Genomic DNA, 20719 nt, shown 5'->3' with positions numbered 1-20719 from the left:
AGATACCGTCTTGTGAGTGCCCACACAGATTGTCTGATAAATTGTTAAAGAGCATGGCCGACAGAAAGCTGCGCTTCCCGCGGCACGGGCTGCGTATATTACGCGAATCCGTTTCAGAGTCAAGTATTAAAACGTCTTAACGTTAACCTTATTCTCTGCCTGACGACGTTATCCGTTGTCAGTGGAGGCGCATTATAGGGACTCAAAATCTTCTGGCAAGTGTTAATTTTAAAATAAATGCTGACCGTTCATTTATTCACCAACTGATTAATACGCGTCTGATGATATATTCACAGTGAATAAATGATTTCACTTCATGTTGCCTTCACACAATTTCAATAAAGTCAGTAAATTAATTACATAGTCATATTGAAGAACCCGATGCCATTTACTTTCGCACATCCAGCAATCGTTTTACCTTTGGGCACATTTTTTGCCAGAAGATGCTCTCTGACCGGTTTAATTGCTGGCAGTATGGTGCCTGATTTTGAATATTTCTTAAGAATGGAGGTTAAAAGCCTTTACAGTCATTCGCTATCCGGTATTTTTTGGTTTGATCTTCCCGTAGCCCTGTTATTAAGCTTTATTTTTCACGGCGTAATCAGAAATAGTTTAATCAATAATCTGCCTCAGTTTTTATACTGTCGTTTATCCTATCTGACTCGATTGGACTGGCCTGCATATGCATATAAGCATATATCAGTGCTTCTTGGTTCTATTATGCTCGGCATCTTTTCTCATTTGCTTTGGGATAGCTTTACCCACAAAGATGCTTTCTTCGTCAATTATCTTCATTATGCTTCGGTCAATATCGAACTATTGGCCTATTCGGTTCCTGTGCACAAACTATTGCAACACTTAAGCACAGTGTTGGGAGGGTTAACTATCTTTACCTATTTGTGGCTCATGCCTAAAGATAATAAAACCAGCACACATATTTCATTAAAGTATTGGGTAGTCATTCTCGTTCTGTCATTCGTTATTTCTTTTATAAGGATTATGTTGATATACCCGGCCATTTCGCCAGGTATGGTTGTGGTCACATGTTTGTCTGCACTTATGATTTCATTAACACTCACACCTGTAATGCTAAAGATAAAAAGAGCCCGGAAATACTTTCAGGGCTCACGGGGCAAACTGATTAAGGCTCAGGGCATCACACATTCTTTTAATAAATGATCCAATGCCAATACCGATAACCGTTCTTCATCTTTATCCGCGTTAAACTGACTCAAAGCATATCGATCTAACTCTTGTTCAATAAAGTTATGTATCTGTACTAATTTTTCACCGTATTGGGATTCGGTATTTGTTCGTTTAACTTTCAGCAGATAGTCGATTTCACTCAGTAATGCTTTGTCTTCAACAATATCCAGTAATAAAGAAAACGGCATTGGCGGTACGCTTGCCCGTTCATCTATCCACTTAACCGCCAGCAGTGGTCGTAATACATAGAGATACTTTTTCAGTCGAACGGATTCTCCTTGCAAGTAACCACGAAAGTTCTTTTTTGCCATCGATAAATAGTGATAACGAGCTCGTAAACTGGAGAAGTGCTCAACCGCCAGAGTCCGAAATTTGTCCATAAAATCACTATCCTCTTGATAGACTATGGGTGAATCCAGCCATTCTAATAATGTTGGGTTAGCCTTTTTTAATAAACCCAGCGCCTTACGTAATTCCCAGCCGCTGATATCCAACTCATCATCCAGTGGACGTTCTATCACATCTCGTCCAGGTTCAACGGTCAGATACCAGTCGGCTTTATGTACATAGATAAACCGAACGTCATAATCGCTGTCCGTAGATGCAAATCCCCATCCCCTGCTCCCGGATTCACAAGCATACAAAACCTTCACATCAAACTTTTTTTCTATTTCTTCCAGTTCATTCAAAACGCGCTTTTTCATCTCTTCAGATACTGGATGGTCATCAACGGACAAATCTTTACGGTTAGTTAGTAATCCCTTTTGCATTATCATTCTCCTTTTTATTTGTTATTGCTTACAGTGTTACTTCCAGATATTGCAATCAGCCTGCCAACTCTCCCCCGCTGTTCAAAAATAAATTTAATTCATTGTTTTAAATGAAAATTAATATGATTACTTTAATGCTGGAGAATATAGAAGATATAAGATAATTTATTCCTTCAGATAATATTTATATTCAGGGATAAGTTATGAAACGGGTTGCTATTGGTGTATTAGGTACCGTTCTGGATAAACGCGGTAAGCGGGAGAACCGCTGGAATAAATGGCGTCCAACCGTGGGAATGTGTCAGCAGCCTGATTTACATATTGATCGGCTTGAATTAATTCATTCCGCCAGAGATCGAGGCATGGCTGAGCAGCTGGTTCAGGATATCCAACTGGTCTCACCACAGACTGAAGTTAAGCTCAATGCCATTACGTTAAACGATCCCTGGGATATTGAAGAGGTTTATACCAAACTATTAGATTTTTCTGAGCACTACCCTTTTGATCCTGAAAATGAAGAATATTTAGTCCATATCACCACGGGTACCCACATTGTACAAATCTGCTGGTTTCTGCTGACTGAGGCGCGTTATCTTCCTGGTAAGTTAATTCAGACCATGCCAGACAGGCACAATAAAGACGATGAGCTCCCGGGTAAACCAGAAGGTAATTACGCCATTATCGATTTGGACTTAAGCCGTTACGATCAGATCTCCACTCGCTTCCAACAAATCAGTGACAACTCGGTCTCTTATTTAAAAGCCGGTATTGCCACGCGTAATGCCACCTTTAACCGCCTGATTGAAGAAATTGAACGTGTCGCCATTCGTTCTACCGCACCGATATTAATGGTAGGCCCTACCGGTGCGGGTAAATCATTCCTTGCCCGACGTATCTATGAACTCAAACTGGAGCGACATCAAATAAGTGGTCGATTTGTTGAGGTTAACTGCGCCACGCTTCGGGGTGATAGTGCAATGTCGACGTTGTTTGGTCATGTTAAAGGTTCATTTACCGGAGCTCAAACTGACCGCCCAGGCCTGCTTCGGGCTGCCGATAACGGCATGCTATTTTTAGATGAAATTGGAGAGCTGGGGCTGGATGAACAGGCTATGTTATTGAAGGCCATTGAAGAAAAAAAGTTTCTTCCTTTTGGTAGTGATAAAGAAACACAAAGCCACTTTCAGCTGATCGCCGGTACCCATCGGGACTTACGCAAGCAGGTCAGTGAAGGTTTATTCCGTGAGGATCTGTATGCACGGATTAACTTATGGACTTATAAACTTCCCGGCCTGGCTCAGCGTAGCGAAGATATCGAACCCAATCTGGATTATGAATTGGCTCGTTTTGCTCGTGAACAAGGGGAACAAACTCGTTTTAATGCTGAATCACGCCGCAAATATCTCTCTTTTGCCACCTCATCTGAAGCGCTTTGGTCAGGTAATTTCCGTGAGCTGAGTGCCTCCATAACTCGTATGGCAACTCTGGCTGAATCAGGAAGAATTAGTGATGATATTGTAAATGATGAAATAAAGCGCTTGCAGGAAAGCTGGGGATATACCACTAAACCACTTTTATTGCCGGAACTGGATCAGCCAATAGATCTCTTTGACCAATACCAACTGCAAGCGGTTATTGAAATCTGTCATGCCAGCAACAGTCTGTCTGAGGCGGGAAGGAAGCTATTTGCCGTTTCCCGCCAGCAAAAACAGAACCCAAATGATGCAGACAGATTAAGAAAATATCTTTCTCGTTTTGGCCTTAGCTGGGAAGCCCTGAAAAAAGACAAAACAGAAACCTGATTATTTTCCTCTCATCGCATCGGGTAAACAGCCAAAAAAAGAGGGTGACAAATATCACCCTCTTTTTAATTGGTTACTGATTATTGCTTAGCAACAATCTTGTCACCCTCTACATCCAACACTACTGGTACGCCAGGTAATAACTGGCCAGAGAGAATTTGCTGTGCCAGCGGGTTCTCAATTTCCTGCTGAATAGCCCGTTTTAATGGACGTGCGCCATAAACCGGATCGTATCCCTCTTTGGCTAACAGATCCAAAGCCGCTTCGGACATGCTGATGACATAACCGCGGTCATCCAGACGTTGATACAAACGCTGCAACTGAATGCGCGCGATGGATTTAATCATGCTCTCACCCAGAGGATGGAATACCACCGTTTCATCAATACGGTTAATAAACTCCGGACGGAAGTGATGACTAACTACGCTCATCACCAACTCTTTCATCTCACCATAATCCAACTGACCAAAACGCTCCTGAATCATGTCTGAACCCAGGTTGGATGTCATGATCACCACGGTATTACGGAAATCAACAGTACGTCCCTGACCATCGGTTAAACGCCCATCATCCAGTACCTGCAACAGAATATTAAATACATCCGGATGCGCTTTTTCCACTTCGTCCAGCAAGATAACTGAATATGGACGACGGCGAACCGCTTCGGTCAGATAGCCACCTTCTTCGTAACCAACATAGCCCGGAGGTGCACCCACTAAACGAGAAACGCTGTGTTTCTCCATAAATTCAGACATATCGATACGTACCATGGCATCATCACTGTCAAACATAAAGTTAGCCAGTGCTTTCGCCAGCTCGGTTTTACCTACCCCGGTTGGTCCCAGAAACAGGAATGAACCTATCGGTCTGTTTGGATCGGATAAACCAGCCCGGCTACGACGAATCGCATTCGATACCGCTTCAACCGCCTCATTTTGACCAATTACTCGTTGATGCAGCTGTTTTTCCATACGAAGCAGTTTATCGCGTTCCCCTTCCAGCATACGATCAACCGGAATACCCGTTGCTTTAGCCAGTACTTCAGCAATTTCTGCATCTGTCACTTTATTACGCAACAGCTTCATGGTTTTGCCTTCAGAGCTTTCTGCCAGCGCTAACTGCTTTTCCAGTCCCGGAATGGTGCCATATTGCAATTCTGACATTCTGGCCAAATCGCCTACACGACGAGCCTGTTCCAGAGAAGTCCTTGCCTGCTCCAGATCGGACTTAATAGTCTGTGTACCAGAGACCGCAGCCTTTTCCGCTTTCCACTCTTCTTCCAGTTCAGAATACTCACGCTCTTTTTGCTCTAACTCTTCGTTCAGCATTTCAAGGCGTTTCTTGCTGGCTTCATCAGACTCTTTCATCAGTGCCTGCTGTTCCAGCTTTAACTGAATAATACGACGATCCAAACGGTCTAATGACTCAGGTTTAGAGTCCATCTGCATGCGAATGCTGGATGCTGCCTCATCAATCAGGTCAATCGCTTTATCCGGTAACTGACGATCGGAAACATAGCGGTGTGACAAAGTCGCCGCAGCAACAATAGCCGGGTCAGTAATCTGCACATGGTGGTGCAGTTCATAACGTTCTTTTAAACCACGCAGGATAGCGATGGTATCTTCAACGGTTGGTTCTGCAACATAAACTTTCTGGAAACGACGCTCTAATGCCGCATCTTTCTCAATATATTGCCGGTATTCATCCAGCGTTGTGGCACCGACGCAATGTAACTCACCGCGAGCCAGCGCTGGTTTGAGCATGTTGCCGGCATCCATTGCACCATCACCTTTACCGGCACCAACCATGGTATGTAACTCATCGATAAACAGAATGACACTACCTTCCTGTTTCGCCAGATCGCTCAGTACGCCTTTTAAACGTTCTTCAAATTCACCGCGATATTTTGCACCGGCGATCAGGGCTCCCATATCTAACGAAAGCACACGCTTATTCTTCAGCCCTTCAGGTACTTCACCATTCACAATACGCTGCGCCAAACCTTCAACGATTGCGGTTTTACCAACGCCCGGTTCACCAATCAATACCGGGTTATTTTTAGTACGGCGCTGTAATACCTGAATGGTACGGCGGATCTCTTCATCACGGCCGATCACCGGATCGAGTTTGCCTTGCTCTGCCCGTTCAGTCAGGTCGATAGTATATTTCTTCAATGCCTGGCGTTGATCTTCTGCACTCGCATCATCCACGCTTTCACCCCCTCTTAATTGATCAACCGCCTGAGTTAACCTTTCACTGGTTGCACCCGCTTTTTTCAACAGATCGCTTAACTGACCGCGTTCCTGTAGTGCCGCAAGAACAAACAGTTCGGAAGAGATAAATTTATCGTTGCGCTTTTGAGCCAGTTTGTCACACAGGTTCAGAATACGAACCAGTTCATTAGATGGCTGAACATCACCACCTGCGCCTTCCACTTGTGGGGCGCGACTTAATGCATCATCCAGGTCGTGACGCAACCGGTTAACATCAACTCCCGCAGAAGTTAATAATGGACGAATACTCCCACCATCCTGACTGAGCAAAGCGCTCATCAGATGAATAGGTTCTATAAATTGATTATCACGCCCTAACGCTAATGATTGAGCATCGGCCAGAGCGAGTTGAAATTTGCTGGTAAGACGATCCAGACGCATAACACCTCCAAAAACAAATCAACAATATATGTTGCTATGCCATATAGATAAGGGTGCGAATGCGTTTTTCAAGATCAAAGTCAATATAAATTTTTAAGATGGGTTCACAGAAAAAACAACTGATTCAATATCAATAAATTAATCAAACCAAATCAGACTGGCCATTCTGCCGGTATCTCTTTCACGCCGGTATGAAAAAAAGAGTTCAGGTTGGCTAACTGTACAGTAACTGCCGCCATAAATTTTTTGTATACCCAGAGATTGAAGACGCTGACGAGCCAACAGGTAGATATCCGCCAGGTATTTATCAGCTTTAGAGGTAAATGCACTATCAGCAAGCGAATTTACCGCCATAAAAGCATCACGAACTTCTGGCCCGACTTCAAACTGTGTTGGGCCAATTGCCGGCCCTAACCACGCAATAATGTTATCCGGCGTGGTCATAAAGTTTTCAACCGTTCGTTCAAGAACTCCCGCCTGAAGCCCTCGCCAACCGGCATGAGCCGCCGCGACTTCATCACCCTTTACCGAGCAAAATAGAACCGGAAGGCAATCGGCAGTCATGATGGCACAAACTTTACCCGGTGTGCGGGTGTAGCTGGCATCGGCACGTAAAGATGTTGGTATATTTTGCGTCAGTGTTAATACCTCAACGCCATGAACTTGTTCGAGCCAGGTAATATCGCCGGATATATTTAGTTGCTGCTCTAAACGTTGACGATTTTGTGATACCGCTGCGGGTTCATCACCAACATGGTTTCCCAGATTCAACGTTTTATAAGGAGCCTGACTAACACCGCCATTACGCGTAGTGTTAACCGCTTTCACTCCAGCAGGTGCTATCCATTCCGGCGTTATTAATGGGATCATTACCAGTTCAGCTCATCTTTAAAAAGTTCTGTATCAGCACGCAGTGCCGCGATAAGTTGTACCATATCTTCCGGTAATGGCGCATGCCATTCCATCAGCTCACCCGTAATTGGATGATGCAAACGTAGCATAATAGCGTGCAACGCCTGACGATCGAAAGAGCGTAATTGCTGGATAAAAGCTTCGGATGCGCCTTTTGGTGGACGAGGACGACCGCCATATAACGGATCACCAACCAGTGGATGGGTAATATGTGCCATATGTACACGGATTTGGTGAGTTCGACCCGTTTCCAGACGTAAGCGCAAGCGAGTATGAGCTCGGAAGTGCTCCATAATGCGATAGTGAGTAACCGCTGGCTTACCCATAGGATAAACAGACATATGGGTACGCTTGGTTGGATGACGCGCAATCGCTGCATCTACCGTACCGCCACCTGCCATAGTACCAATCGCTACCGCTTCATATTCACGAGTGATTTCTCTGGCCTGCAACGCTTCCACTAAACGAGTCTGGGCTGGTACCGTTTTTGCTACCACCATCAGGCCCGTTGTATCTTTATCCAGACGATGAACAATACCTGCACGAGGTACATCAGCAATTTGCGGATAATGATGTAACAAAGCATTTAACACCGTGCCGTCAGGATTCCCGGCTCCCGGATGCACCACAAAATCCCTTGGTTTGTTAATAACGATAATATCGTCATCTTCATAAACAATATTTAATGCAATATCTTGTGATTCCCAACGTACTTCTTCTTCGATCAGCGCATCAATTGCGATACACTCACCACCCAAAACTTTTTCTTTAGGTTTGGCGATTATTTGACCGTTTACTGATACACGCTCTTCCAAAATCCATTCTTTTATGCGAGAACGTGAATAATCAGGGAACAATTCGGCCAAAGCCTGATCTAAACGTTGTCCGAGTTGTGATTCGGCAACTGTTGCTGTGAGTTGTACTTGCTGTGACATAAAATAACTTCTTAAGTTTTAAGTTGGGTTTTCGCGGCAATGCCGTTTAAAATAATGTGCTATTGTAACTGGTACTCACCGGAAGCTGAATGGATAGCTTCCAGAACAACACTCTGAGGATAAGCAAAACGTCATGATGCGTATGAAATATTTAGTGGCCTCTGCCATATTGAGCCTGACGTTGGCAGGTTGCTCATCGGACACCGTCCCCGATAATCCGCCATCGGAAATGTATGCAACCGCGCAAGAAAAACTACAAAGCGGCAACTTCCGGGGCGCCATCACAGAACTGGAAGCGCTTGATAACCGCTATCCGTTTGGCCCTTATTCACAGCAAGTGCAACTGGATCTGATCTACGCTTATTATAAAGCAGATGAGTTACCAATGGCACAGGCCACTATCGATCGCTTCGCCCGTTTAAACCCTACGCACCCTAACATTGATTATGTTATGTATATGCGTGGCTTAACCGATATGGCGTTCGACGGTAATACCGTACAAGATTTCTTTGGTATTGACCGTTCGGATCGCGATCCACAACACGCACGCGCCGCATTCCGCGACTTTACTCAGTTGGTGCAAAACTTCCCACAAAGCGCCTATGCAGCGGATGCTCAAAAGCGTTTAGTGGCGTTACACAACCGTCTGGCTAACTACGAGCTTTCCGTTGCGCAATATTACACTAAGCGCGGCGCTTTTGTTGCAGTAGTTAACCGCGTTGAGCAAATGATGCGTGATTATCCTGATTCTGAAGCAACGCGCAATGCATTACCGTTAATGGAAAATGCATATCGGCAGTTAAATCTGGCGTCTCAGGCGGATAAAGTCAAAAAGATTATCGAAACTAACGATATCAAAAGCTGATTGATTTAATCATATCCTTCGGTTAATCGCTATGCAGGCAATGCATAGCGATTAACTTATTACTTTGCCTCTTTTCTCTACCACTCCACTTCCTCTTCTTTGCTCTGACTAAATTTATTTCCTGATATTTACAATATTCATAAAACTCGCTAGGTTATTGCGGATAACCCATATTTATTGAATAAATATTCATTATAAGAGAGAAAATTATGGACAGACGTACGCTATTAAAATCATCAGGATTACTACTGGGTGGATTAACCTTTGGCAATTTGGCCACCGGCATGGCCAGAGCCAGCCAGGATAATCAAACCGCCAGTGCTGCAAAAGTTTTACCGACGCCAACCAAAGAGCAACCATTGCTGCTGAACTTTAATGAAAACTCTCTGGGAATGTCTCCTAAAGCGCAACAAGCGGTGGTGAATGCTTTACCTCAAGCCTTTCGCTATCCGGATGCTGCCAGAGAGCAGTTAATTGAAAAAATAGCTGAAAGCCACAAACTCCAGGCAAAAAATATCTCATTAGGCAATGGTTCATCAGAATCCATACAGGCTGTGGTTCAAATGGCTATTTATCAGGCCCAAAAAGCGAGTCAGAAAGTTCAGGTCATCGTTCCTGACCCAACTTTCAACTATGCCGAGCTGTATGCCAAAGCGCTTGGTGTTGCCGTTATTAAAGTGCCATTAAACGATAAGCTGGCGTTTGATATTGAAGGAATGAAGAAGATTGCGGATGAGTTCCCCGGTTTATCCATTGTGTATTTGTGTAATCCGAATAACCCAACAGCGACCATTACACCAGCCGATCAGATTGATCCCTGGATTAAAGCCGCATCGGAACGCACTTTATTTCTACTGGATGAAGCCTACGCTGAGTTCGTCACCGACCCACGTTTTCACAGTGGTATCGAGCTGATTTTAAAGCAGCATAAAAACGTAGTAGTAACCCGTACCTTCTCTAAAATTTATGCATTAGCAGGCCTGCGTATTGGTTACGCTGTTGCTCATGAAGAGATTATTGCTCAGGTTGAAGATTTCATTTCCCTGGATAATACCAATGCTGCGGGTGCGGTTGCTGCTCTCGCCTCGCTGGACGACAAAACTTTCCTGACTATCAGTAAAACCTCAGTAGAAACTGCCCGTAAGATTGTTACCAATGCGCTGGATGAGCTGGGTCTGGAATACTTGCCTTCACAGGCTAACTTTATCTTCCACAAAGTTCCGGGAGAAGTAAAAACCTATCAGGACAGAATGAAGGAATATCATGTGTTTGTTGGCCGTGAGTTCCCACCGGCTAAAGGCTGGAATCGTCTGACGCTGGGTACGCCAGAAGAGATGACAACGTTTGTTAGCGTACTGAAAGAGTTTCGTAGAAAAGGTTGGGTCTGATTACTATAAATCAGATATAAAAAAAGGGCTTAGCATAGCTAAGCCCTGTATATAACTAATAGCTTTGGATGTTGCTTAAGCTTTACTACCAAGACGCTCTTTGATACGAGCAGACTTACCAGCGCGCTCACGCAGATAGTACAGTTTAGCCTGACGAACGGCACCACGACGTTTAACAGTAATGCTGTCAATAACAGGTGAGTGAGTCTGGAATACACGCTCTACACCTTCGCCGTTGGAAATCTTACGAACAGTGAACGCAGAATGCAGACCGCGGTTACGAATAGCGATAACCACGCCCTCGAATGCCTGCAGACGTTTCTTACTACCTTCAACGACCCATACCTTAACTTCCACGGAATCACCCGGACGGAATGCAGGTACGTCCTTTTTCATCTGTTCTTGTTCAATTTGCTTAATAATGTTGCTCATAATATCTCTCTTACCCTAGGTAAACTGAAACTGCGGGAACGATTATCCTTCCCTTATTAGTCTTGCTGTCGGTGTTCCTGTTGGAACTGTTTTAACAGCATTGCTTGCTCATCAGTCAGAGCTAGGCTTTTTAGAAGCTCAGGTCTTCTAAGCCAGGTTCGACCCAGCGACTGTTTCATGCGCCAAAGACGAATATGTTCATGGTTACCCGATAGTAATACTGCCGGTACTTCCATGCCATCTAACACCTCAGGTCGGGTATAGTGCGGACAGTCCAACAAACCGTCGGCAAACGAGTCCTCTTCGGCTGACATTTGATGCCCCAGTACTCCCGGTATAAATCGGGAAACCGAATCAATCAATGTCATCGCGGGAAGCTCGCCGCCACTGAGTACATAATCACCGATAGACCATTCTTCATCGACTTCGGTTTGTATTACGCGCTCATCCACGCCTTCATACCGGCCACAAATCAAAATCAACTTCTGATTAGTCGCCAGCTCGCAAACACCCTGTTGGTCCAGTTTGCGACCCTGTGGAGAAAGATAAATAACTTTCGCCCCTTCGCCTGCCGCTGCTTTTGCCGTGTGTATTGCATCCCGTAAGGGCTGCACCATCATCAACATCCCCGGTCCACCGCCATAAGGCCGGTCGTCCACGGTACGGTGCCGATCGTGCGTGAAGTCGCGTGGACTCCAGCAGGTTACACTCAGCAGGCCATTTTTTACTGCTCGGCCGGTTACCCCATAATCGGTAATCGCGCGGAACATTTCGGGGAACAGGCTAATTACACCAATCCACATACTTAACGTTCCATTTGCTACTACCGCCAGACGCTTAACGCGTCAAATACGGAGTTAGAAACCAGGATCCCAATCAACTTCAATTAATTGAGCAGTGAGATCGATTTTTTTGATAACTTGTCCATCCAGGAACGGGATTAAACGCTCCTTGGCGCCAAAAGCATCTTTCAGATTTGCTCTAACCACTAAAACGTCATTTGAACCGGTTTCCATCATGTCTGTGACTTTACCTAATTCATAACCTGAAGTTGTTACTACCTGACAGCCCATAAGGTCTTTCCAGTAGTAATCACCCTCTTCCAGTGGTGGCAGTTGCTCAGCTTCAACGGCAATTTCGCAATTGGTCAAACTGTTGGCAACTTCGCGATCGTCAACGCCTTTCAGCTTGATGATCAAATCCTGATTGTGGCGTTTCCAGCTTTCCAGCTCGATAACCCGCCATTCACCAGCCCGCTGGATATACCACGGCTGATAATCAAAAATGCTTTCAGATTGCTCGGTGGATGAGAACACTCTGAGCCAACCCCGGATGCCATATGTAGAACCCAGTTTCCCGAGAACTACCGGATTTAGTAGCTTGCTCATTTGTTGACACCCAGACAAATTATGCTGCTTTGTTTGCGTCTTTGATCAGCGAAGCTACGCGATCAGAAACGGTTGCACCCAGACCAGTCCAATGATTGATACGGTCCAGATCTAAACGCAGACGTTCTGCCTGACCGGTAGCAACCGGGTTGAAGAAGCCTACGCGTTCGATGAAGCGACCGTCACGTGCATTACGACTGTCGGTCACAACAACTTGATAAAACGGACGCTTTTTAGCGCCGCCACGAGCTAAACGAATTGTTACCATAACATCCTCTTTAGTTAATAAAACACACAGACCCCATCGAGGAACGGGGTCTGGTGCAATATAAAAAGCCCGAAAATTTTACTCATTTTGGCGCAAAAAGCAACCTAAAGCGCCTGATATTAGTGATTCAATTCCAAAAGTGGCTGGAACAGAGACTACATCACTCAATAAACAGGAGTAACTTACCACATAAATCAATTGCCCATGCCGGAATAAAACGTTTCTCCGCGGTTTAATTTAGTGGCAAATATAAAAACTCAGCAATTTCGCATAGATTAGCGAGTCAAACTCATCGCCAATGGCTTTTGAGAAGGATCAGCCACACAAGTTCTGATACCCCGCTTTTTCAGCGTCTCTTCCCCTTGTCTGGTACAGATAATCGTCGAGCCTTGTCCACATACCAGCCCTTTGTACATCACGATATTTCCACCCACAATAGTAGCAACAGGTGTTCGGCTCTCTATATCCAATACCGTAATATCTGCATCCATTCCAATACCCAGGCTTCCTTTGTTTGATAAACGTAACATGCGTGACGGATTCCAGGATGTTTTGATAATAAATTCATCCAGTGTAATCACATCAAGAAAAACCAATCCTAATCCCTTTTCAACCAAAACATTGCGCGGCAGACAGCCCCCATCAGTTGACAGACAGTCCACCACAAAATCACCTGATTTGCGTTTTGCCTGCGCCAACATAATACGGGGTAATGGAGGATTAACCGGGAACATTCCTCCCAGTTCAGTACCATTTTCGCGCCAGACTTTAATGCCCTCTTCACCGCAAATTCGAATGCTTTCACTACCACCATTGATAACACAGCCCACTTTTCCGGCCCGGAAAGCCTGCTCCATTCCAGCTTCGGTTGCTGTGAATCCCAACTTAATCAAACTATTACAAGTAACTTTGCTAATAGGAACGCCGTCCTTACAGGCCAAACTGGTACCGTTTAACGGTGAAATATAGGATTCACTGTAAATGTTAGGATTATTGATAAGCAGCTCGATGGCTTCTTGCGTCTCTTCCAATTCGCTATTTATTGCGCCACGACAGTAACTATTGATATGGGCCAAATGCAAAAAGTGGCCATTTGCCATAGTCACCGCTTCACGCATTCCTTCAATATTAGATCCATGCTGAGTGGTACCCGCATGCCAGGCGACATAACCACCCTGTATGGCAATTTCCTCGATCAACCGCCCGGAGGCCTCAGGCGTTAATGGGTAATGTCCACCAAGCAGTTTAACGCCATAAGCCCCCTGATGAAGGCTGGTTTCAACCAAGGTACGAATGTCATTTACAGAAGGATTTGAATCCGCCAGCGTATAAGGTGGGCTGGCAAATTGCAGGACTGCCACATTCAATCCTGCGCCATGCTGCGGAACTGAATTAAGGATATCTTCCAGCGGGCCAGCCATATCCAGCGTGGTACAAATACCCGCTTTTGCCAACATGGCCTGGCCGTTATTACTTCCCCAAAACTCACTAACGTGGGTATGAGGATCAATAATGCCGGGAATTGCAGTATATCCGGTTAAGTCGATAACTTTTTTAGCCTGAATAATAGGAATATCGACTTGTGTTACTGAAATTTTTCCATCAGCAATACCGATATCCATCAGACTATCTGTTTTATTAATGGGATCTTTGATATGAACATTCTTAATAACTAAATCATAAAGATACATTATTAACTCCTGATGAATTATCTTGTTATTACTTATTATTAGGGTGATTAATACATCGAAGATAAACCATAACTCACTGAATCATCAGGCTAACAAGCCATGGAGAAAAGTAACAATGCAAAGAAAGCAGGATGCATGCAAAACAAGTATTAGATCCAAATCAAAAGCGTGTTTGATCGGTTTTCTTTTCCTTCATTAGAAACGTTATACTCGGGTTCCTTGCTAAAAATAAGGTTATAATTATGTCAGCAATTTCCTCTTATTTGACTCAACATCAGAGTCACATTTTGGCCGATCTTGAACTATTAGCTAAAGCAGAATCCCCTTCTCATGACAAAACCGCAGTCGATGCCTGTGGTCAGCTTTTACAGAAACTGTTTATGGAACGTTTAGGGGCAAAAGCTGAAGTATTCCCCCAAACTGAATACGGCGACCATCTGGCGTTTGATATTGGTAATGGTTCACAACACACCCTGATTCTGGGTCACTTTGATACCGTCTGGGATATTGGTCGTCTGAGCTTACGTCAGGAAGATGGCAAGCTGTTTGGCCCCGGTGTACTGGATATGAAAGGTGGACTGATTCAGGCAATTTGGGCAGTTAAAGCACTAAAAGAATTAAATCTGCTGGAAGACCGTCACATCCGTTTTCTGTGTAATGCTGATGAAGAATTAGGTAGCCCAAGTTCCCGTCCAATTATTGAAGAACAGGCAAAACACTATCAACAGGTGCTGGTTGCTGAACCAACCACCGCTAGCGGTGCGCTAAAAACCGGTCGTAAAGGTACCGGACGTTTTTATGTTCATATCAAAGGGCGGGCGGCTCATGCCGGTAACAATCCTGAGGACGGTATCAGCGCCATTCAGGAAATGTCTTATCAGATCCAATATCTGCACTCACTTAACGCACCGCAAAATGGCACGACAGTTAATGTCGGGATCGTTAGCGGCGGTAGTAAAATCAATGTGGTCGCAGAAGAAGCTAATCTAAGTATTGATGTTCGGGTAACCAGGCTGGATGAAGCCGAACGTATTCATCAGGCGATATACGGTTCAATAGCCAAACTTGATGGGATCAAGCTAACCGTAACTGGTGGTATGGTTCGCCCACCAATGGAGCGTAATACAGCCTCCGCCGGACTAATGGCGAAAGCACAAGATGCGGCTAAAGCACTGGGCTTTGAAGTCACAGATGCCGCCGTTGGTGGTGGTAGCGACGGTAACTTTACTGCTGCGATGGGCATTCCAACTCTGGATGGATTAGGCTCAACGGGCGCAGGCCCGCATGCAGAATATGAGCATATTAATATTGCTGATATGGCGCCTCGATCTGCACTGCTGGCAGAACTGATTACCCGCTTATAACCAGAGAACTTCATTTATTGAAAAACAAAGGGCACCAAACGGTGCCCTTCCCTATCGCTAAAAATATCTCACGATAAATCGATATCTTTAGTGCCAAAGAAATAGGTCACCACAAAACCACCGAGATAGGAAACTAGCAACCCAGCGGTATACACACCTATACCAGCAAAAATACCGTGATTAGAAGTCATTAAAGGAATAGCCACCAACCCTGATGGCCCAAATACCGTATTTAAACCAACCGGTAATCCCATATAGGCAACCAAACCAATAAAGAATCCCCCGATAGCTCCACCGATACAGGCAGTGACAAACGGCTTAACTCGCGGCAATGTCACACCATAAATCAGTGGTTCCCCCACACCCAGCAGACCGGGGATAATCGCTCCACGAATTTGAGTACGTAATAATGATGCCTTATCTGATTTGGCATACAACGCCAACGCTGCGCCTACCTGCCCGGCGCCAGCCATGGCTAAAATAGGGAATAATGAGTTAAATCCTTGTGCATCCATCAGGGCGAAATAGACCGGAATAAATCCCTGATGGATACCAAACATCACCGATATCAAAAACAGACCAGCCAAAATGGCACAACCAATTGGGTTACCGTTTAAATGCAGGAATAACCAGGACATGCCGCTAAACAGAACGCCACCAAACGGCATAATCGCCACAAAGGTTACCGCCCCCATAATCAGTAACGTAATAGTAGAGGTGAGGATCATATCCAGATTGTCAGGGATAAAACGTCTGACGCCTCGTTCTACATAAGCACCCACAATAGTCGCAATCAGTACTCCGATAATGTTGCCCTTTGGCAGGATATGCAGACCAAAGAAATTATCCATACCGGAATAAATTCCGGCGGTAGCATTTGGGTCATATCCCAGAATAAACAGTGAAGCAATAATTGCACCATTTACACCAGAACCACCAAAAGCCTGCTGAGCGTTATAACCAATCATAATTGCTCAAGAAAGCAAACAGACCTTTACTAAACAACTTCATGTAGGCAATAACATGCAGCAAGTAACCACTGACCTCCTGCCCACTCTGAACGTAAGATTGTTCTATCAGCGTTGCAAAACCTAACAACAGACCAGCAGCAATAAATCCCGGAATCAGTGGCGTAAAGATAGTGGCAAACTTAGTTAAAAAATGATGAACCGCACTATTCTGCTTAGATTTCATCGCCTTCTTTTTCGAAGAGGCAATATCTTTTAGCTGAGTTTCACCAGCAGGTTTGGCTGTGTTTTCTATTGGTTGTTCCGACAGAAGAGCATTCACCAGTTCTGCCGCAGCCTGCGCTTTTCCCGGGCCTACGATAATCTGTAATTGGTTATCGCTCTCTACGACTCCCATCACGCCAGGAATAACCTTGAGGCGACTTTTATCAACCACCTGATTATCTTTCAGCGTTAATCGCAATCTCGTCATGCAATTACCGCTTTTCAGGATATTTTCCCGTCCGCCGATTGCGACAACGATTTCTTCAATCATCTCTCTGGTGATTTTAGCCATTTCTTTTTCTCATTCCCGCGCTAATTATTTAGAGGCGATTGCCGCACGAATAAATCCATGACTGGCTGATAGCGCCTGTTTAGCCTGCTCTGCGCTCATACCGGTTAAGACCATCACAATCGCGGTTTTGCAGTGACGCTGGCACTGTGACAACGCCTGTTCTGCCTCTTCCCGACTACAATCGGTTGCCTGCATGACGATGTTTTTTTGTCTTTCCACCAGTTTGGCGTTAGTTGCTTCCACATCCACCATCAGGTTACCGTACACTTTGCCAATTTTGATCATCGACCCTGTGGTTAACATATTTAAAACCAGTTTTTGAGCCGTTCCTGCTTTCATACGTGATGAGCCGGTAACCACCTCGCCACCAACAACCGGAGTAATAGCAATATCGGCCTGTTGTGCGATTGGGCTATTTGGATTACAGCTAATACTGATAACTTTAGCCCCCTGTGATTTGGCATACGCCATTGAGGCAATCACATAAGGTGTTCTGCCGCTGGCCGCAATGCCAACCAGCACATCTTTATTACTGAAGCCAATCGCCTTCAAATCCTCAATGCCTAACTCCAGACTATCTTCTGCATTTTCTACCGCTTTAAAGATTGCCTGATGACCACCTGCGATCAAGCCAATAACCTGTTCAGGTTTAGTACCGTATGTTGGTGGGCATTCACTGGCATCCAGAATACCCAGTCGTCCGGAAGTCCCGGCGCCGCAGTACACCAGACGACCGCCTTGAGTAAAAGCAGCGCTAATAATGTCTACTGCATCCGCAATATGCTGTAACTCCTTTTCAACGGCCAGTGCGACTTTTTTGTCTTCGTTGTTTATTACTCGTAACATCTCCAGCGTTGATAGCTGGTCGATGTCTTCACTAGCTGTATTGCGACTTTCCGTGACCATGGAGCTTAAATCGATATTCATATGGGCCTCAGTAAACTTATTATGGCTATGACCAATCATGGTTGGAATTTTTTATTCCAAAATTAAAGTTGATTGAATGATAAATTATTCCTTAACGGGAAGAAAAATAGAACTATCAATGTGTGATTGTCATCACACATTAAGCGACAGATAAATAAAAAAGAAGTAGCCGGAGAAATGATTACAAACTGATTTTATTCACTAACTCACGGCTTTGTTGAATCAGTGAATTCGCATGTTCTTGATTGTGCTGAACCAATCCCATAAACAGCAGATCGGTAATCGCATTTTGAGCGGTACGGGAAGAAATAGAGGAACTACGCCACTGACTTTCATCCGCTACGGAATGAAGTGCATAATCAGCCAGATTTTTTAGTGGATTGCTTTTTAAACTGGTGATCGTCACCAGCTTGGCCCCCTGCTTTTTAGCCACTTCCGCAGCCAGAACCACTTCACGACGCATCCCGGAATACGAAACTGCGATTTGAACATCGTCCGGCCCCAGCGTTTGGGCAATCGTTAATTGGACATGGCTGTCCATTTCAGAAAAGGCGGGAATACCTATTTTTAATAATTTATAAGTGAGATCTTTCGCAATTAAAGCTGAACCACCAACACCGGTAATATGCACTTTCTTAGCATTGAAAATCTGTTCAACCACCAGCTCAAAAATTTGAGGCTGTAAAGCATTCATGGTTTCATGCAGTGCACTTTGCTTTTCTAACAACAACTTAGCGGCAATTTCAAGCAGGGTATCATCACCGGTAATTTCATTATGCAGGTGCAGCGCCGATTTACTGGCTACCAGCTCACTACGTCCTAACTCTTCACTGATCGCCAATTTAAAAGCGGTATAGCCTTTAAAACCCAGTTTTTGCGTAAATTTGACTACCCCTGACTGACTGATATTTAAAATTGTCGCCAGTTCCTGAGATGACAGTTCTCTGATTTTTTTGGGGTTTTCCAGTATATATTCAGCAATCTTTTTTTCCATTGGGGGAAACTGAGCCAGATTGGTGGCTATCACAGCTAAACAGGCCATTTATCTCACCTCCCCCATGGAACTATCAATATACCAAATTAACGCATCATACCCGGTGGCATCATACCTTTCATACCGCGCATCATTTTCGCTAATCCGCCCTTCTTCATCTTTTTCATCATGCGCTGCATATCGTCAAACTGTTTCAGCAGGCGGTTAACGTCCTGCACCTGCATACCCGAACCAGCAGCAATACGGCGCTTACGTGAACCTTTGATGATTTCCGGACTGGCACGTTCTTTTAGCGTCATGGAGTTAATAATCGCCTCCATGCGCACCAGCAATTTGTCATCCATCTGAGCTTTCACGTTATCCGGAATCTGGCCTGCTCCGGGCAATTTGCTCATCATGCTGGCCATTCCGCCCATGTTGCGCATCTGCTTCAGTTGGTCAAGGAAGTCGGTCAGGTCAAAACCATCGCCTTTCTTCAGTTTATTCGCCAGCTTTTCTGCTTGTTCACGGTCAACTTTACTCTCAAGATCTTCGATCAAAGAGAGCATATCACCCATGCCCAGAATACGTGATGCTACGCGATCCGGATGGAAAGGCTCCAGCGCTTCAGTCTTCTCGCCAATACCCAGGAACTTAATTGGTTTACCGGTAATATGGCGAATAGAAAGCGCCGCACCACCACGTGCATCACCATCTACTTTGGTCAGTACTACACCCGTTAAAGGCAGTGCTTCATTAAAAGCTTTCGCCGTATTAGCCGCATCCTGACCGGTCATGGCATCAACCACAAACAGCGTTTCTACCGGATTAATAGCGGCATGAACCTGTTTGATTTCGTCCATCATCGCTTCATCGACGTGTAAGCGACCGGCGGTATCAACAATCAGAACGTCATAGAACTTGAGTTTGGCCTGCTTTAAAGCGTTGGTAACAATATCAACCGGTTTTTCCTGAGCATCAGATGGGAAGAAATCAACACTGATGGCTTCAGCCAGCGTTTCTAACTGACGAATTGCCGCCGGACGATATACGTCGGCAGAAACGACCAGCACTTTTTTCTTCTGTTTTTCTTTCAGGAATTTAGCCAGTTTGGCAACGCTGGTGGTTTTACCCGCCCCTTGCAAACCCGCCATTAATATTACTGCCGGTGGCTGAGCAGCCAGATTGAGGCTGTTATTCTCCTCCCCCATGGCCGCAACCAGTTCGTTACGAACAATTTTGACAAACTCTTGTCCCGGAGTCAGGCTCTTATTAACTTCCTGCCCAACAGCGCTCTCTTTTACTTTATTGATGAAATCGCGAACCACCGGTAAAGCTACGTCGGCCTCCAGCAATGCCATACGGACTTCACGCAGTGTATCTTTAATATTTTCTTCGGTCAGTCGCCCACGGCCACTGATGTTGCGCAGCGTGCGCGACAATCTATCGGTTAAGTTTTCAAACATCGTCTTATGCCCAACATGATGGTAATCCGCGACAGCGGTAAAATTTTAGCAAGTATAACACGAACAATACTCAGGTCAGTTACCGATACTTATTGAGAATTGATTGGAGGGAACCGCCACTAACGTTATACTGGTTACACTTTTTTCCATGGTT

The 20719-nt window shown here is 44.9% G+C and carries 17 protein-coding genes and 1 pseudogene; 5 read left to right on the top strand and 13 right to left on the bottom strand.

What is annotated here, in order from left to right; all coding sequences use genetic code 11:
* Nucleotides 1-381 precede the first annotated feature (381 nt).
* Nucleotides 382-1179 carry a DUF4184 family protein gene (locus I2494_RS15450; protein ID WP_218467754.1) on the top strand — a complete coding sequence of 266 codons (798 nt, stop codon included), beginning with the start codon at nucleotides 382-384 and terminating at the stop codon, nucleotides 1177-1179.
* Here I2494_RS15450 and I2494_RS15445 read toward each other — a convergent pair.
* Nucleotides 1149-1976 (bottom strand): nucleotidyltransferase domain-containing protein, encoded by an 828-nt coding sequence (locus tag I2494_RS15445; protein ID WP_218467753.1) that lies wholly within the window; start codon nucleotides 1974-1976, stop codon nucleotides 1149-1151. The genes I2494_RS15450 and I2494_RS15445 overlap by 31 nt on opposite strands.
* 203 nt (nucleotides 1977-2179) lie before the next feature.
* Between I2494_RS15445 and rtcR the strand changes: the two genes are divergently transcribed.
* Nucleotides 2180-3778, top strand: coding sequence for an RNA repair transcriptional activator RtcR (gene rtcR / locus I2494_RS15440; RefSeq protein ID WP_218467752.1), 1599 nt, complete (start codon nucleotides 2180-2182; stop codon nucleotides 3776-3778).
* Between the two features lie 80 nt (nucleotides 3779-3858).
* On the opposite strand, the gene clpB is transcribed toward rtcR, so the two are convergent.
* The 3 genes from clpB to rluD all read right to left on the bottom strand — a co-directional run bounded on the left by clpB (nucleotide 3859) and on the right by rluD (nucleotide 8279).
* Nucleotides 3859-6432 carry an ATP-dependent chaperone ClpB gene (gene clpB / locus I2494_RS15435; RefSeq protein WP_218467751.1) on the bottom strand — a complete coding sequence of 858 codons (2574 nt, stop codon included), beginning with the start codon at nucleotides 6430-6432 and terminating at the stop codon, nucleotides 3859-3861.
* Nucleotides 6433-6570: 138 nt separating this feature from the next.
* Nucleotides 6571-7302: a purine nucleoside phosphorylase YfiH gene (yfiH, locus tag I2494_RS15430; protein WP_218467750.1), complete on the bottom strand. Its 732-nt coding sequence runs from the start codon at nucleotides 7300-7302 to the stop codon at nucleotides 6571-6573.
* Nucleotides 7302-8279 (bottom strand): 23S rRNA pseudouridine(1911/1915/1917) synthase RluD, encoded by a 978-nt coding sequence (rluD, locus tag I2494_RS15425; RefSeq protein WP_218467749.1) that lies wholly within the window; start codon nucleotides 8277-8279, stop codon nucleotides 7302-7304. The genes yfiH and rluD overlap by 1 nt, the downstream gene beginning before the upstream one ends.
* Nucleotides 8280-8412: 133 nt before the next feature.
* Between rluD and bamD the strand changes: the two genes are divergently transcribed.
* Both bamD and I2494_RS15415 read left to right on the top strand, forming a co-directional pair.
* On the top strand, nucleotides 8413-9144 hold the full coding sequence (bamD, locus tag I2494_RS15420) for an outer membrane protein assembly factor BamD (RefSeq protein ID WP_218467748.1): 732 nt from the start codon (nucleotides 8413-8415) through the stop codon (nucleotides 9142-9144).
* A 209-nt stretch (nucleotides 9145-9353) separates the two neighbouring features.
* On the top strand, nucleotides 9354-10532 hold the full coding sequence (locus I2494_RS15415) for a pyridoxal phosphate-dependent aminotransferase (protein ID WP_218467747.1): 1179 nt from the start codon (nucleotides 9354-9356) through the stop codon (nucleotides 10530-10532).
* Between the two features lie 75 nt (nucleotides 10533-10607).
* Here I2494_RS15415 and rplS read toward each other — a convergent pair whose 3' ends face one another.
* From rplS to I2494_RS15390, 5 genes are all read right to left on the bottom strand, one after another.
* The gene (gene rplS / locus I2494_RS15410) at nucleotides 10608-10964 is read right to left on the bottom strand and encodes a 50S ribosomal protein L19 (protein WP_130592852.1); all 357 of its coding nucleotides are present in this window, start codon (nucleotides 10962-10964) and stop codon (nucleotides 10608-10610) included.
* 56 nt (nucleotides 10965-11020) lie between these two features.
* Complete coding sequence (gene trmD / locus I2494_RS15405) at nucleotides 11021-11767, bottom strand: tRNA (guanosine(37)-N1)-methyltransferase TrmD (RefSeq protein ID WP_218467746.1); 747 nt, start codon at nucleotides 11765-11767, stop codon at nucleotides 11021-11023.
* A 54-nt stretch (nucleotides 11768-11821) separates the two neighbouring features.
* Entirely contained in the window at nucleotides 11822-12352 is a 531-nt protein-coding gene (rimM, locus tag I2494_RS15400; protein ID WP_130592856.1) for a ribosome maturation factor RimM, read from the bottom strand.
* Nucleotides 12353-12371: 19 nt separating this feature from the next.
* Nucleotides 12372-12620, bottom strand: coding sequence for a 30S ribosomal protein S16 (gene rpsP / locus I2494_RS15395; RefSeq protein WP_130592857.1), 249 nt, complete (start codon nucleotides 12618-12620; stop codon nucleotides 12372-12374).
* 275 nt (nucleotides 12621-12895) lie between these two features.
* Nucleotides 12896-14311, bottom strand: coding sequence for an amidohydrolase family protein (locus I2494_RS15390; RefSeq protein ID WP_218467745.1), 1416 nt, complete (start codon nucleotides 14309-14311; stop codon nucleotides 12896-12898).
* A gap of 242 nt (nucleotides 14312-14553) precedes the next feature.
* Between I2494_RS15390 and I2494_RS15385 the strand changes: the two genes are divergently transcribed.
* Nucleotides 14554-15675 carry a M20 family metallopeptidase gene (locus I2494_RS15385; RefSeq protein ID WP_218467744.1) on the top strand — a complete coding sequence of 374 codons (1122 nt, stop codon included), beginning with the start codon at nucleotides 14554-14556 and terminating at the stop codon, nucleotides 15673-15675.
* 68 nt (nucleotides 15676-15743) lie between these two features.
* Here the strand turns inward: I2494_RS15385 and murP are convergent.
* The 4 genes and pseudogenes from murP to ffh all read right to left on the bottom strand — a co-directional run bounded on the left by murP (nucleotide 15744) and on the right by ffh (nucleotide 20565).
* Nucleotides 15744-17199: pseudogene (gene murP / locus I2494_RS15380) on the bottom strand (PTS N-acetylmuramic acid transporter subunit IIBC).
* A 24-nt stretch (nucleotides 17200-17223) separates the two neighbouring features.
* Nucleotides 17224-18126, bottom strand: a complete 903-nt coding sequence (gene murQ / locus I2494_RS15375) for an N-acetylmuramic acid 6-phosphate etherase (protein WP_218467743.1) — start codon at nucleotides 18124-18126, stop codon at nucleotides 17224-17226.
* A 181-nt stretch (nucleotides 18127-18307) separates the two neighbouring features.
* Entirely contained in the window at nucleotides 18308-19168 is an 861-nt protein-coding gene (locus I2494_RS15370) for an SIS domain-containing protein (protein ID WP_218467742.1), read from the bottom strand.
* Between the two features lie 38 nt (nucleotides 19169-19206).
* Nucleotides 19207-20565, bottom strand: coding sequence for a signal recognition particle protein (ffh, locus tag I2494_RS15365; RefSeq protein WP_218467741.1), 1359 nt, complete (start codon nucleotides 20563-20565; stop codon nucleotides 19207-19209).
* Nucleotides 20566-20719 lie beyond the last annotated feature (154 nt).

The organism is Limnobaculum allomyrinae (assembly GCF_016649425.1).
GTDB classification, from domain to species: Bacteria; Pseudomonadota; Gammaproteobacteria; order Enterobacterales; family Enterobacteriaceae; genus Limnobaculum; species Limnobaculum allomyrinae.
The sequence above is the reverse complement of the archived record's forward strand: the minus strand, read 5'-3'. Positions and strand labels throughout refer to the sequence as shown.